Genomic DNA, 15,011 nt, shown 5'->3' with positions numbered 1-15,011 from the left:
TTTATTTGTTGGGATAAACTTTAATATACTCTGCGGGTACCTGACCTTTAATTAAGACTTCTCTATCTCTTACGGTATTATTTAAATCTCTCTGGGCATTTTCCAGTCTCTCCAAATTTTTCGCAGATGGATTCGCATCATATCTGGCTTTTGCCGCGTCTACTTTACTTTGTAATTCTGCCTGAACCTGTTCGGGTCTCAGAACTTCCACATCTTTAACTTTACCATTCGCAATATCTGCTTCTAATCTTTTAACATCAACTTCTATTACATTATCCCCGTACTTTTTACCTATACCCGGTTTTCCTTCAGAGAAGGAAGTGTATGGGCTGTCACTTTTCTTCGGTTCCGAACCTCTTATATGATCAGCAACGGTAGCTTTTCCATCTTTATTTGCAGGAACAAGATCTCCATTTTCATCGATACTTGATTTAACCCTTCCTGGTTTAGAACCTTCTGAAGAATTTGGACGGCTATCCTGTCTATAAACAGACTCTTCATAAGCACTTCCTCCTCCTCCCTCGTCGGCTTTCGGCTGGTTTTCTCCCTGTCCTTTACTTCCATTGGCTCCTTCATCTTCCGGGGCTTTATTTTCTTCTTTTTGGGGCTGCCCATCATCTTTTTTATTATCGGCATTTCCATCTTTATCAGAGGGTGTGTTCCCATCTTTATCGCCGCCACCATTTGATTCTTTTATAGGTGGAGCAGGTTCTTTTACCTTTATGTTAAGCAAATATAAGAAAAGAAGATAGTCCGAAGGATGGGCCTGCCCTGTAAAAATACGTTTTCCCATTCCAATTTCAGGAACTCCTCCGTTCACCAAAGCAGCTCCAGCATCACCGGCGTTCTGAACATTTCCATATGCATGCTCATTGGCTAAAGAGTTGAGTCCAAAGAGAGCACGGCTTCCGCCCCAAATTCCTGTAAAGCTTCCTGCCACATTCGATAAAACGCTCGAAAATGTAGGTGCTGCAACTGCTAAAGATCCACCTGCCAATCCTGAAACCAGAAAACCTCCGGCTCCGACAGCTGCACCTCCTAATGCACAGCTTGCCAATTGAGTAACGTAGTTAAATCCACCCAGGGCGATGGCATGGCTCCAGCTTTTGATCTCAGGGGCAAATTTTACCACCCCGCCAATAGAGCAGGTCATTGTTCTATTTCCAGTAATACCAGGAGTTCCGGTAAGAAGAAGATCGCTTTTACTGGAGTCCCAGGTTCTTGCAGTAGCATTTTTTTGTCCACATTTCAGTGCCCCGTCAACTGCTGCAATGACTCCTCCGGCTACTCCCGCTGCCGCCCCAATAGCCATCATTCCAATGAGGCCAATGGCTGCAACTCCACCGGTGCCTACGATTAATGCCACAACAACGACAACCGCAACAGCGGTTAAGAGTGCAGCCCAGAGCATGTTTTTTGTACAGCCGAAGTCTATCCAGCTGCTTGTTGCCGTATCTGCAACGGTGATATAGACTTCACCTGAGCTTTTTTTATTGCTTTTTCTGGTTCCCTGCAGCTGGGCGGGCATGGCTCCACTTGAGCACATCCAGAAATCTTTTTCTGTAATAATCTTATTTCCCATAACCAGATCCTACGGTTTATATTTATATGGGTTTATATTTTTAATTAAAAAATAAGACAATTCCTTACATTTCCAAGGAACACCCTCTTATTAAGAAATTTCATTTTATTATCCTCTATTTTATAAACCAATCCGAAAGAGTACCCGGATTCTTCATCTACATTATAGACCTGAGAAACAATGGCATCAAAACTGCCATCATTAAGGGTAATTTTATTTTTGTAGATCAAAACTACCGTCTCTTCACCGATATCCTCTATTTCTTCTTCCGCCATTTCTAATGCTTCATCCAAAGAATCAGCAACAAGTTTCTTAATATTTTTCTCACCAAAATAAATAAACGGAGAAAACTGAACACCACTCTGAATATATTCAATTGCTACTTCTTCTCCTCTTTCCACTTCAGATTGTAACTCTTTTTCTAAATCTTCGAAATCCATGATCTTTTTAATTTATAATTTTTATTTTAATAGGCGGCGGGCTCTTCAATGCTTCTTCCAGAGCTTTGGAAGGTCCTTTATCTTTAAACACCCATTCTACATCCCATCCTTGTTCTGCAAGCTTTTTATCAAAATCTACCTCTGCCTTAATATCTTTATCGTAAGGAACTTTTTTGCTGGAATAATCTTTTACTTCTACTGCTTTTTTGTTTGGAACATCCCCAATATCCAGATTTCTCGTCTCCTGTCCTTTTTTTACTTTAACAGGATTACCGTTCTCATCGATCTTCATCGGAACTTCCCTGTCACCCCATCCGATTTCCTGTTGATATTCATCTGCGGATTTGTTTCCTTTCTTCGCATTCTTCATATTCGCTTCATAGCGATTGCTCCACTCTTCGTATGATTTTTTATTTTTAACCTTCGGATTATTCTGATAAGCTTCCCATCTTGCCGCTTTATGTTCCGGTGAGCCAGCCTCTGGTTTGGAAGCTTTAGGCTTTTTCGCTGGAATACTTTTGCCATCAGACTCTGCAAAAGCATCTCCTTTCCCGTCTTTTTTAGGTTGGGGCTGCTCTGCTTCACTCTTAGGTGCCGGCGTACCCTCTTCATCGGGTGTCTTTTTATTTTCTTCTTTGGCCTGTCCTTCTTCCTTATTATTGGTATTTCCGTCTTTATCAGAAGGTGTATTTCCATCTTTATCCCCTCCGGCATTAGGTTCTTCAATAGGAGTAGGTCCTTTTGCCCGTATGTTTAACAAATATAAGAAAAGAAGGTAGTCCGAAGGATGTCCTTGTCCTGTAAAAATACGCTTCCCCATACCAATCTCAGGTACTCCTCCATTTACTAAAGCAGCTCCTGCATCACCGGCATTCTGAACATTTCCATATGCATGCTCATTGGCTAAAGAGTTGAGTCCGAATAATGCCCTGCTACCACCCCAAATACCCGTAAAACTCCCGGCTACGTTTGATAGGACACTAGAAAATGTGGGTGCTGCAACCGCTAATGATCCACCTGCCAATCCTGAAGCCAGAAAACCTCCGGCTCCAACAGCTGCACCTCCTAATGCACAACCTGCTAATTGGGTAATATAATTAAATCCGCCCAGAGCAATGGCATGAGTCCAGCTTTTGATCTCCGGGGCAAATTTCACTACCCCACCTATAGAACAGGTCATCGTGCGGTCTCCGGTAATACCCGGAGTTCCGGTAAGAAGAAGATTCTCTTTACTGGCGTCCCAGGTTCTGGCTGTGGCATTTTTCTGTCCGCATTTCAATGCCCCATCAACTGCTGCAATGACGCCTCCGGCTACTCCAGCTGCTGCTCCAATGGCCATCATTCCGATGAGGCCAATAGCCGCAACTCCGCCAGTACCAACAATTAATGCGACAACGACAACAACCGCAACGGCGGTTAAGAGCGCAGCCCACAGCATATTTTTAGTACATCCGAAGTCTATCCAACTGCTTGTTGCAGTATCTGCAACAGTAATATACACATCACCAGAACTTTTTTTATTGCTTTTTCTGGTTCCCTGTAACTGGGCAGGCATAGCTCCACTCGAGCACATCCAAAAATCTTTTTCTGTGATAATTTTATGTCCCATATCACTGCTTTTTTAAAAGTTGTTTTCTAGTATGGGCTTTAATTCTATTTTTATCATTAATCCGGTGATGTTCTATCCCATACCCCGTCTTTCTGATAAATTTTTCATGGTCTTTTTCATATTCTTTTTCAATGAACAGGAAAAAGCTTTTAATACAGTTTTTCTTATCGAATTTTAAATTAAACTCGAAATGATAGTTTCTTATAGAAATACTTTTAATATAAGACTTTACATCAGGAACTTGCTGTATTGTATTCATTCGACATTTTATATTTTAAAATTTCGTCGCTATAAAATGTATATTTCAATTTCGCATACAGGTTGTCAGGATCTGCGATCTCTTCTCTCGTTAAGGAAGCTTCTATAATTCTTCCTGTAGACTGCTCTGACCGGTATATCCCTTTTTCTTTCAGCGAAGTTTCTAATTTTGAAACATCAATCTGATTGGCAAACTGAATGTAGGCACGATTGTAAAATCCTATATTCAGTAATATGGATGGTTCTCCCAAAAGTTCTACAATAACCTCATCTGAAGATAGCAGAGGGTTACTGATATTTTTAAGATCAAAGCTCCAATGAACCGTTGCAGAATTAAAAAAGTTTAAGGCATTTTCTTTATAATTTCCGGGAATTTTCCTTCCATAAATTTTATTAAAATACATCAGGAAAAACTCATTATTCTGAATCCCTTCTATTAATTTCTTCTCATCCTGAAAAACATTATCATTCAAAACAATAGCATTTTTTATTTCAGGATTATTTTCTGCAATCTTTTCCATCTCAACTCTCGTCTGCTGCCACTTGGAGCGAATAACATCCATATTGCTTACCTCAACCACTTTTCCTTCTGTATTTATTTTTAAATACAGTTCGTTATACAGTCTGGAAAAAGCGTTAGTTAAAGCTGCTATTTCTTTAATCAAAGGATTATTCGCTTCCAGTAAAATATGGTCGAGTACAATTATTTTCACTTTGATATAATCTCCACCGACTTCTAAAACTGTAAAATCCCACCTCAACTGTGAACGGGAAATCATGTGCACGTTCACCGCTTTAATATCTGAATCTATGATTAAAGTATATTGTTCAGAAAATGTATTTTTTATGTTAAATGAATCACTCATAGATATGTTTAATTAATAAAGGCATCCCCACCGTCGATTTTAGTTTGCCCACCACCAAGATGATTGGCAGGAGAAGACAGATCGATTCCTTTTGAACCTACAACCCCGATTCCCTCACCGCTAATACCAATTATTTTTCCACTAAGAATAATCGTCCCATCAGATTTTAGAGTAATTGAACTGGCGCCTGTCTTAATAGTAACGTTGGTATCACATTCTAAAGAAATATTACCGGCATTGTCCATAGACATTACAGAATTGGCACCCCCGCCATCCTTACTTCCAACATTAATAACGTTTTTACTACCCGTGTTTACTGTATTATTATTTCCAATTTTAACGGTTTTATCATTATTCGCATTGGTTGTAACATTTCCTGCACCATCAAATTTCATATTAGCACCGCCCTGATCTGTTAAGTAGACTGAACCTGCACCATCATCCAATTCCAGTTTATTTCCACTTCTACTGCTTAAACTTTTGATATTGTTTCCTGCACCGCCTCCGCCGCCTACACCACCGTGAAACATTCCTCCCATTACAAAAGGACGGTCCGGATGCTGATGGACGAAATTGACGATCACCTGATCTCCAACTTCAGGAATAGCCATGAATCCTCGGTTTTTACTTACTTTTTCACTGCCACCAGCGTCAGGGGTCATTACCCGGATAAATTCTGTGGTCGTAGATCCATTTTGCCAATCGAACTGTACCTGTACACGTCCCTGATTCTTTGGATCGGTATTAGAGATTACTTTTGCAAATTGGGCTTCAGCCTTTGGAGTTTCAAATTCAGGACGCGGAATAAATCCGGTATCAGAAGCAATAGCATCAAATGTTCCGGTATAATATCCTCTCGCATCAACTTCATGATTCACTTCAATGATCATTAATTTCGTAAAATACGAAGTTTGATTGCTGTCAGTTTTGCGCATCTCGATATCAGCTGTACATCCCGGATACAAGAAAGGAACGGTAGTTGTTCCCGAAGTAATGAAAACACTTGATGCTTTACTTCCTGCTGTTCCTTTTTGAGAGGCATCAATATCCATAAATGAAGAGGCCTTAATCGGAGCTACTCTTAAGGATGGCGTTGTAAAAGTTTTTTCTGATATTTCATACGCACGTTTTGCAATGTCAGAAGTATGAGAAATTTTCGAATTTCCGGTTGTTAATTTTTCATTTTTACTGCTGTTATAACCATAAAATGTAGGATTAACGTGTTGTGCTTTCATCTTTATCTTCACATCCTGAACACTGCTTCCATAGGTAAGCTTAATAGGTTTTTCCTGCGGAGGTAATTTTCCGAAATGTAAAACTTCACCGTCGTAATAGAATTGTTCTCCATACGCTTCAGCCATTCTTGCCAGATAATTGTAATGCGTTTCTTCGTATTGGGAACTATAGGAGACATTTCCATGTTGTGAATCAACTCTGAAATCAAATTTATTCTGACCCAATCCCTCTTTGATAATCTGATCGGCAATACTGTTCAGGCTTATTTCCTGAGCTCCTCCAAAACTCTGAATATGTGGAGCTGCATCCAATAATACTGTGGGACTTGATCCAGTAAGAACAACGTTTCCAAGGCTGCCTTTTTCCTGACTAAAACCGACTTCGGTAATAACACCTACAAAGCTTCTTTCCGGCCCGGCCTCAACATCTTTGTATTTGAAGACTACTGTAATTCTTTTTCCAAGGAAGTTTTGAGCTTCTTCGAGATTATGGTTTTCAGGATTTCCAAGCGTATCGTGAGCCAGCATTAAATCGAATTCATGATGCTTGGTAGCACTCTGTTTGAGTTTGAAATGTTTGAAATGCTTTACAATTTTCCCTTCAATGATGATTTCGAGTTTAACCACCCGGTTAATACCCATTATCTGACTTTCGGGAATAGCATTCGCATTAAGTATTTTAGAGGTGGGCTGTTTCGACCACACTTTATCTTCTATAACCGAAGGAGTGTTGGGCTGTACCACCTGATTCATGAAAAGGCTGGATGCATTTTGAGCCATCCCTGAATAAGCTTGCGCCTGGGCAAGTTTCTGGGTTACTTTCTGAACTTTCCCACTTGTTTTTTCCTGTAGTTTTTCTGTAGTTTTCTGTACAGCCTGGTTCTTAACTGTATCCCCTAACTGTTCTCCAGGATTCTTTATATTTTTAGGAGCCGATATTTTCGGCGATTTATCATCCTTAAACATAGCCATAGTATTTGATTTGATAAACTTGATATAATGAATTCAATTATCAGGCTATCGCCTGGATAATTTTCCTTATTTCATCTAAAGCAAAAATCATAAACACTTAATTAATAAGCATATATGATAATATATTAGATTAATGGGTTTCAAAATGAAAAAACAGAATAGTAAACTCTGGTGAGTAAACTATTCTGTAACAATTTTATTTTTACTAGGATGTTTTTAATTAATTATCGCTTGCACCAGGCCATATACCTTCGTAAGCAGAATTACCATAATTAATTTTCTCTGCACTTACGATAAAGCTGATCAACATGCTGTTTTCGTCAACAGCGTCGAAGTCAACTTCATGCTGAATTACATATCCATTCTCCCAAGTTAAAGTAATCAATGTTCCTTCTTCGTGAGATTTGTTGAATGTAATTTCTCCGGTTGTAGGCTTGTATTTTCCATTAAGTAAGCTTTCAAGGATTTCAGATTTCTCTGTTGCCTCAATCGTTAATTTAATGATAGCATTGGAAGGATCTGATGCTACACGTCCTGAAACGTCTGTAGATCTTGATACGCTGTAGTTAAGCTTTAGTAATTTCTGTCCTTCGCTTCCGTTGAATTTTAAGATTCCTCTTGAATTTGATGCCATGATTTGTAAATTTTAATCGTTAATATTTTGTGATGTGGTGTTTGATTGATGAAGCAAATCTATATTCTTTATTCTAAACTTAAAAGTTTTTAAACACCAATCTGAATATTTGTAGTAATTCTACGATTTGGTGTAGTAATTCTACGACAATAGAAATAATTTTTCATATAAATAATTGAAAATCAAAATATTGAAATTAAAAACAAGCTCATGATGACTCTTAATTTTAACACTAGGATGAGAAATATTAACAAATATTTAAGACAAATTAATAACTATTATAACTTAAATAATCAATTAAATTTTACAATTCCAAGGATAAGCAATAAAAAAAACTGTGGAAAATCACAGTTTTTTTAGAAATATCATTAGTCTTTTAAAAGAGTGACTGAGAGCTACTCGCAGATTTTATTTTCATTACACTAAAGCAAAACTTTCTTTTATGATGCTGCTATTATTTCACAATTTTATTTCCCTCTTTAATAGAGCGGCTAAGGATCTTGTTTTTCTTCAACAGGAAATCAGGCATTAAATCAATAGGCAGGTAAAATATACTTTCACCACTCTGCTGAAGCTCATCCATTATTCCCGGATTCCAAGCTAATATTTTATCAACATCTACGTCAAGTTCATCGGCTACAATACTTAAGTCAAAACCTGCATTAATATCTGTTTCTGCTAAGGAAGGGCCGTCCGTATTAGGTCTTGCCCCATTTTGGAATACCATATTCATCCGGGAATTGTTATAATCATTCAATACTCCCGTTAATTCCCCTGTTGCATAGCATGCATTCAGGTATTTCTTAACATGATTAATCGTCTCTAATGGCAAATACTTGCTGAAAATATGATATTGTGAAGATCCTGCAGCATCCATTGCCCTGGAAATATTTCCCTCTCCACAGTTATATGCCGCAACTACCGTCACCCAGTTATTGTATTTTTTATACAGTTGGGCCAATGAGATCATCGCTGTTTTTGTACTTCTGTACAAATCAGACCGGCTCTGTTCAGAAAGACCATACTGATTCGCATGAGCGGTCATAAACTGCCATACACCAGCTGCTCCGGCACCTGATATCTGCTTTCGATCGAAACCCGATTCAATCAATGCTAAATTTCTCAAATGCTTGGGTAGCCCTTTTTGAGACAGGGAATATTCTATAAATTCAACAATTTCTTTATTTGAATTAATGATACTTTTATATTTTTTCACACTGTTTTCGGAAGTATCTGAAGCAGAAAGAAACTGCCCGCTTACAACTTGCGCAGATAATATCAATAATAGACCTGTTACAGTATGTTTGAAATTAAAATTCATTCTAATATTTAATTATTTACATTCTTGGTATACAATAAGACATTACACGACTTTCCATATTAGCTTTTCCTCCTCATTATTCCAGTCTACATGGATGGCCTGTCCTGATTTCACTTCTTCGCGAACGATCATTTTTGAAATAGGTCTTGCCAGCTGGGAACGTATAACACCAGAAATCTGTCTTGCTCCATATTTACTGCTAAATCCTCCAAGAGCAAGATTTTTCACAGCCTCTCCGCTTATTGTAAGCGTCATTCCCAATCTTGTTAATGACGTATGCAGAGATTTCAACTGAATATTAAAGATCCTTTCCGCAATAGACTCTGTAATAGGTGCAAATGGAATAATTTCTGTGATCCTGGCTAAAAACTCGGGTCTGAATCTTCCGGAACCAGACATAATCTGCATTAATGAATTGGATTCTGGAATTTTACCTTCTTCAAACTGTTTTACAATTTCCTCACTTCCAATATTGGATGTAAATAATATCAGGGCATTACTAAAGTCTCCTTCTTTTCCCAGTTTATCATGAACCTTTCCTTCATCCATAATCTGAAGAAATACATCAAAAACAGAATGGTGCGCTTTTTCAATTTCATCAAATAAAACGACTGTATAAGGCTGTTGTCTGATTTTATTAACCAACATTCCACCTTCTTCATATCCTACATATCCTGGAGGCGCTCCATACAATAATGCAGCTGAATGTTCTTCTTTAAATTCTGACATATCAAAACGAACCATAGCCTTTTCGTCATTGAAAAGAAGCTCTGCCATTGATTTTGCAAGTTCTGTTTTTCCGGTTCCTGTAGGTCCGAGAAGAAAGAAAGATCCTATCGGCTGTCCAGGTTTGTTAAGTCCACTTCTGTTTTCAACAATAGCATCTGAAAGTATTTTCAAGGCATGATCCTGCCCCACTACACGATTCAGTAACAGAGACTCCATATTCAGAAGCTTTTCTTTTTCCTGAGCCTGAATTTTACCAATTGGAATATTTGTTTTTGCAGCCATTACAGCAGCCAGTTCCAGCCTGTCTACTTTCTCTCTTTTCTTTGAAGCATGCTGAAGAAGTTCAGCATAGGTATCATCAATGATCTTTTTGATCTGATCTACCGGCATTGAATTGTCAATAGCAGGCTGCTCACTTAAAGATCCCCATAAAATAGGGCTGATTTTATCTCTCAATAAATTGTAGGTCCAGATCAATTCATCTGCCTGATCCTTGGCATTAAGATATTCTTCTTTTACAATTGCTTCATAGCTTTCTTTCCAGCTTTCCAATTCTTTTTCTGAAAGTTCGTCGAGCATTTTTATAGCCGCCATTGTTCTGTCTAAAAGATCAATTGCTGCATCTGGTAATTTTTTACCTTTTGCATAACGTTTTGCCAAACGCACACATTCAGGAATAGCTGTTTTCTCAACTTCAATGTTATGGTGTTTTTTATAACCTTCAAGAAGGACATCAATCATTTTTACGCAGGTCTGCTCATCAGGTTCATTCACTGTAAGCACCTCAAAGCGTCTGTTGAAAGCCTGTTCCGGCTCAATGATCTTTCGGTATTCCTCCTGAGTAGTTGCCCCGATAACGGTGATCTCACCTCTTGCCAATTCCGGTTTCAGAAGATTGGCAACATTTCCTATACTTCCCTTAGGATCAAGAAGCGTATGAATTTCATCAATAAACAAAATAGCTTTTTCTATTTTTTTACATTCATTGATTACCTTTTTAAGTCGGTCTTCAATCTCGCCTTTATAAGAAGTTCCTGCTAATAATGCTCCTGTGTCCAATTCTAAAAGAGTTCCGTTTTTAAGCATTTCCGGAACATTTCCTTTTGTAATTTCAATAGCAAAACCTTCAACAAGTGCTGTTTTACCAACACCGGGTTCCCCAATGATAATGACATTCGGTTTGCTTCTACGGCAAAGAATTTCAACGAGCATTCTTAACTCTTTATCTCTACCAATGATATTTTCCAGAGTTCCTTGTCTGGCTTCCGCAGTTCTGTCTACACAATAATTTTTAATCGAAGGAAAAGAGGAGTCCGAAAAACCTGATGTATTGGAAAAAAGTGAGGAAAATTCACCATTTTCAGAGACTGCAAATGGAGTGTCTTTTCTATATAAATTTAAGATTTCATGTTCTCTAAGCGGTAAAGATTTCAGCTGTTGCAATGAAAATGCAACCTGAGGTTTTACGATCGCAGTAAGGATGCAGATTGGGGTAATTTCATCAAGTCCCAGCTTTAATCTGATATCATCTGCTTCTTCAGTAATTTGATTTACATTTTCATCCTGTCCGACTTCATCGGGAAGATGGGTTGTTTTAGGATAATCTTCAATACGTACATCTGCCCATTCATAAAAATAGCCCGGATCTTTATCAATATTCTTTAAAAATTCATTAAGTCCGATATCTTTATGCATCAAAGCTTGTAAAAGATGTGCTCCCCCATAGGTAGCATTATAATTTTCTCTTGCTATTGATTGTGCAATATGAAAAAGCTGTTTTACTGTTTCGTTGGTTACTAGTACTCCCATTGATAATTTTCTTATTAATATATGTTGTGTTGTATGTAATAATTTGGTTATTTATTCCCTAAATAAAGTCACAAGCAGCTGTTATTAAACAGGAAAAACTGAAACTTCACTTAAAATAATTATATCAGACCACTGCACCATAATCATCCGCGATCAAAAGGTTCCAAAAGACCTCATTATATAGGTCTGATGATCCAAAAAATATTCTATGCAGCTTCTCAGATATGATTAACATAATTGATGATTGTGGTGAGGTTTAAAGGTAAAAAAAAATATCCAATCCCATTTCCCTTTAGCGAAAGTATTCTTCTATAAAAGGCCGCATCATTCCGATGCCCCATATGCTGAAATAACCTCAGGCAAAAAAGACTGTCTTTTGATGGACAGTCTTTTTCTATGAATGTGGATTAAATGTGTCGTTTTTGGATTAGCTCGGCCATAAACCTTCATATGCAGCAAGGCCATAGTTAATGGTCTCTGCACTTACCACAAAGCTGATCAGCATACTGTTTTCATCTACTGCATTAAAGTCTACTTCATGCTGGATTACATATCCGTTTTCCCACTTTAAAGTAATTAATGTTCCTTCCTCGTGAGATTTGTTGAACGTAACCTCTCCACTAGTTGGCTTGTATTTTCCGTTCAGTAAACTCTCAAGAATATCTGATTTGTCTGTAGCTTCTACTGTTAGCTTTATTAAAGCGTTCGAAGGATCTGAAGCCACACGTCCCGATACATCTGTTGATCTTGAAACGCTGTAGTTCAGTTTCAATAATTTTTGACCTTCGCCACCGTTGAATTTTAAAATTCCTCTAGAATTTGCTGCCATTATTGTAAATTTTTAATCGTTAATAAGTATTTTGTGACTCAGTGAATGCTAAAACAAAGATAATATGCCTCTTCTTTTCTTAAAAGCTTTTCAATGTATTTTTAAATTTTTGTAGTAGTTCTACGATTCGAGGTTTTTAATCCGGGAAAAAAAGGATATCGACCTAGTCACACCATCTTCTGCAAATAGTTTTTTATATTCCTTTAAAAATCAAATATTAAACAGATTCATGGAATTAAGAAATACGATCATGTATGCCCAAAAAAGAGGCGGAAATAAATTTCCGCCTCTTGCCCATATCTAATTATAATAATTAATGTTTCGTATATTCTGGTGCCTCTACAGGAAGCATTGTTGGCATAAAGTATTCGTTCAGCCAATAGAATGTCTGTCCGTTTTGCTGAATTTTCACAGCAGGATCATTTCTATGGGTCAGTAATCTTTCGGCTAAATTCTTATAGTTAAGGAAATACGTTCTTACCGTTGCATTTAAAACAATTTTAGATTTCTTCCAGCCTTTAAGCTTATATTTCGACATTAATTCCTCTTCAGAATTATCAAAACCTGTAGTCAATCCAACCGCATACGACATAGGCTGCTCATACAAATCTCCTTTGTCTAAAAATTTAGTCGTTGGATTATACTTTTTAAGAAGTCGAACATATTCTTTTACTGCTTTAGACTGATTAAAATCAGATCTTTCTGCACCTGTTTTTTCATAAACCTCTTTATAAAAAGCTTTAAGATTATCATATTCAGTTTCAGAAATCAAAATACCTTTTTCAAGTCCTGGCTGATAGTCTTTCAGTTCTTTTGGAATATATCCTTTTACTAAAAACGGACTTCCGTAATTGATCAGCTGAGCTGCAATTCCTGCAGGAACAGGGTTGGTAAGACCAGGATACAGGTATTTGTATTTCAAATCCACATCAGTTCTTCCCGCCCCCACTGAAGAATGGAAATAAGCATTAAGAGAATTATCGATCGTTGTATTATCCAGAGTAACCTGGGTGATCAAACTATCAACTGATTTTTTCAAATAACCCGGTGTTGCAACATCCCCTTTTTTAGGGAAAATTACAAACCCCTCAGACATACTCTGCTTCGGATAATCTAACGAGAAGAAGCCTTCATCTCCTTCTACAAGACTGAAATTATTTCTTGTTAAAACATCATTTTGGTTAATGATTTTTTGTTTTTTGAGTTCAGCAATATTTTTCGCTGTATTGGTAACGATATTTTCAGCAAGTAAAACAAAGTCGTTATAGGTGTCTGAAGATCTCGCACTCGTTTGGAACATAATCAGTCTGGCCTGTGCCTGCGTAAGAGAGTTAATAACTCCAAACATATTACCACTCTGATTTGCAGAAGTACCCACTGTAATAACCAGATTGGTTTCATCAGGAACAGTTGAAAGAAGATTTCCTGCTGCCATTAACCCCTCACCAACGGGTTGGTATCCACTATTCGTAGGACAGTTCATTTCATTGATCTTCTGATCAATAAACGTAGTAATTTTACTGTAATCCTGGCTTAAATTAGACACCATCACATTCTCGCCACATGAATTGTTTTTATACAAAACAACCCCATATTTTACGGCATTGAAATAAGAAGGTTTTTCAAATCTAAGTTGTAAATCCTGTAATAAAGATTTTACTATTGGAGCGTAAGGGATATTAGGCGCACTTACATCCAAAGCAAAAACAATATTTATTTTTTTATTTCTTTCTGTAATCTCACGATAACGATCAAAGTAAATAGGCTCCCCTAATACATTGAAAACATAATTTTTACTGTAATCTAAGATATTTGTAAAATATTTAGTTTTCGAATCCGGAGTTGGAGCATCTTTTAAAGCGAGCTTAACAGGATAAATATTTTCAAGAGGTGTTCTTCTATTGACGTCTGTAAGAAGTACTGCCGTTCTGTTTACCGCATCATTCCCTCCTGGAGAACCTTCATGTAAACCTAAAGTAGTTTCTTTAACTTCAGTATTATTTTTCATTTTTACAGCTGAACGCTCACCCCATGCTGAAATCACATTAGAGCTTACCCAGCCATACAAACCTTTACTGATGCTATCAATATCTAAACTAGGTTTTTTACCTACTAAAAATCTTTTATTATTTTCAGCCTGTTTATAGACATAAACAATTTGTCCGTTAGGAATCTTTACGTTGGCATTTTCAATTAAACTTGGGGAATTGAAAACCATAATAGAATCGTTTTTGTAGTATCTTTCTGCACTTCTGATTACATCACTATTGCTTGGCACTACTGCAACCCTTACCGGGTAGCCGGTTCTTTCATCTTTTAAAGAACTGTTCCAAAGAAGAAGCTCAGATTCGGGAATCCAGCCATATGTTTTAATAGACTTTGAAGACACTTTTTTCATTAAAGCATCGGGAATATACTCCGCTACCTTTACCATGCCATCTCTATGTTTTAGAACCATTAAAGGTTCTAAGAACTTAACTTCTTTATATGATTTTTCATCATTTTTATCAAGATAAGCTGTATTTCTTGACCGGTCTGAAATCGCAATCCATGGAGCCGATTTCTTTGGATATCCATTGATAACTGTAGAATTATCGATTTGTCCGTATTGTGACGGTTCAGGAGTTTTTTTCGAAGGCAATTTCACTTGACAACTGATTAGTAAAACCGAAACTCCTATGTAATATGCTGCTAGAGGAAATTTATTTCTCATCCTATTTTATCTTT

General features: G+C 37.3%; 11 protein-coding genes. All 11 read right to left on the bottom strand.

What is annotated here, in order from left to right; all coding sequences use genetic code 11:
* Position 1: 1 nt before the first annotated feature.
* A complete protein-coding gene (locus tag CEY12_RS19435) occupies positions 2-1,582 on the bottom strand; it encodes a hypothetical protein (protein ID WP_089029246.1) in 1,581 nt (526 codons plus the stop codon).
* A gap of 44 nt (positions 1,583-1,626) precedes the next feature.
* Positions 1,627-2,022 (bottom strand): hypothetical protein, encoded by a 396-nt coding sequence (locus CEY12_RS19430; RefSeq protein WP_089029245.1) that lies wholly within the window; start codon positions 2,020-2,022, stop codon positions 1,627-1,629.
* 7 nt (positions 2,023-2,029) lie between these two features.
* Positions 2,030-3,631, bottom strand: coding sequence for a hypothetical protein (locus tag CEY12_RS19425; protein WP_089029244.1), 1,602 nt, complete (start codon positions 3,629-3,631; stop codon positions 2,030-2,032).
* 1 nt (position 3,632) lies between these two features.
* Entirely contained in the window at positions 3,633-3,890 is a 258-nt protein-coding gene (locus CEY12_RS19420; protein ID WP_089029243.1) for a hypothetical protein, read from the bottom strand.
* Positions 3,865-4,755: a hypothetical protein gene (locus tag CEY12_RS19415; protein ID WP_089029242.1), complete on the bottom strand. Its 891-nt coding sequence runs from the start codon at positions 4,753-4,755 to the stop codon at positions 3,865-3,867. The genes CEY12_RS19420 and CEY12_RS19415 overlap by 26 nt, the downstream gene beginning before the upstream one ends.
* Before the next feature lie 8 nt (positions 4,756-4,763).
* Positions 4,764-6,956, bottom strand: a complete 2,193-nt coding sequence (locus tag CEY12_RS19410; protein ID WP_089029937.1) for a type VI secretion system Vgr family protein — start codon at positions 6,954-6,956, stop codon at positions 4,764-4,766.
* A gap of 226 nt (positions 6,957-7,182) precedes the next feature.
* Positions 7,183-7,596, bottom strand: a complete 414-nt coding sequence (tssD, locus tag CEY12_RS19405; RefSeq protein WP_172821053.1) for a type VI secretion system tube protein TssD — start codon at positions 7,594-7,596, stop codon at positions 7,183-7,185.
* Positions 7,597-8,050: 454 nt separating this feature from the next.
* Entirely contained in the window at positions 8,051-8,917 is an 867-nt protein-coding gene (locus tag CEY12_RS19400; RefSeq protein ID WP_089029240.1) for a lytic transglycosylase domain-containing protein, read from the bottom strand.
* A 42-nt stretch (positions 8,918-8,959) separates the two neighbouring features.
* Entirely contained in the window at positions 8,960-11,455 is a 2,496-nt protein-coding gene (locus tag CEY12_RS19395) for an ATP-dependent Clp protease ATP-binding subunit (protein ID WP_089029239.1), read from the bottom strand.
* A 427-nt stretch (positions 11,456-11,882) separates the two neighbouring features.
* Positions 11,883-12,284 (bottom strand): type VI secretion system tube protein TssD, encoded by a 402-nt coding sequence (tssD, locus tag CEY12_RS19390; RefSeq protein WP_172821052.1) that lies wholly within the window; start codon positions 12,282-12,284, stop codon positions 11,883-11,885.
* 313 nt (positions 12,285-12,597) lie between these two features.
* Positions 12,598-14,997 (bottom strand): type VI secretion system protein TssR domain-containing protein, encoded by a 2,400-nt coding sequence (gene tssR, locus CEY12_RS19385; RefSeq protein WP_089029237.1) that lies wholly within the window; start codon positions 14,995-14,997, stop codon positions 12,598-12,600.
* Positions 14,998-15,011: the final 14 nt, after the last annotated feature.

Source organism: Chryseobacterium sp. T16E-39, from assembly GCF_002216065.1.
Lineage (GTDB): Bacteria > Bacteroidota > Bacteroidia > Flavobacteriales > Weeksellaceae > Chryseobacterium.
This window is presented reverse-complemented; position numbering and strand designations above follow the sequence as displayed.

Coding starts and splice junctions, on each gene's coding strand:
- CEY12_RS19420 (WP_089029243.1), bottom strand. CDS start 3,890: ATGAATACAATACAGCAAGTTCCTGATGTAAAGTCTTATATTAAAAGT.
- CEY12_RS19430 (WP_089029245.1), bottom strand. CDS start 2,022: ATGGATTTCGAAGATTTAGAAAAAGAGTTACAATCTGAAGTGGAAAGA.
- CEY12_RS19415 (WP_089029242.1), bottom strand. CDS start 4,755: ATGAGTGATTCATTTAACATAAAAAATACATTTTCTGAACAATATACT.
- CEY12_RS19395 (WP_089029239.1), bottom strand. CDS start 11,455: ATGGGAGTACTAGTAACCAACGAAACAGTAAAACAGCTTTTTCATATT.
- tssR (WP_089029237.1), bottom strand. CDS start 14,997: ATGAGAAATAAATTTCCTCTAGCAGCATATTACATAGGAGTTTCGGTT.
- tssD (WP_172821052.1), bottom strand. CDS start 12,284: ATGGCAGCAAATTCTAGAGGAATTTTAAAATTCAACGGTGGCGAAGGT.
- tssD (WP_172821053.1), bottom strand. CDS start 7,596: ATGGCATCAAATTCAAGAGGAATCTTAAAATTCAACGGAAGCGAAGGA.
- CEY12_RS19435 (WP_089029246.1), bottom strand. CDS start 1,582: ATGGGAAATAAGATTATTACAGAAAAAGATTTCTGGATGTGCTCAAGT.
- CEY12_RS19400 (WP_089029240.1), bottom strand. CDS start 8,917: ATGAATTTTAATTTCAAACATACTGTAACAGGTCTATTATTGATATTA.
- CEY12_RS19425 (WP_089029244.1), bottom strand. CDS start 3,631: ATGGGACATAAAATTATCACAGAAAAAGATTTTTGGATGTGCTCGAGT.
- CEY12_RS19410 (WP_089029937.1), bottom strand. CDS start 6,956: ATGTTTAAGGATGATAAATCGCCGAAAATATCGGCTCCTAAAAATATA.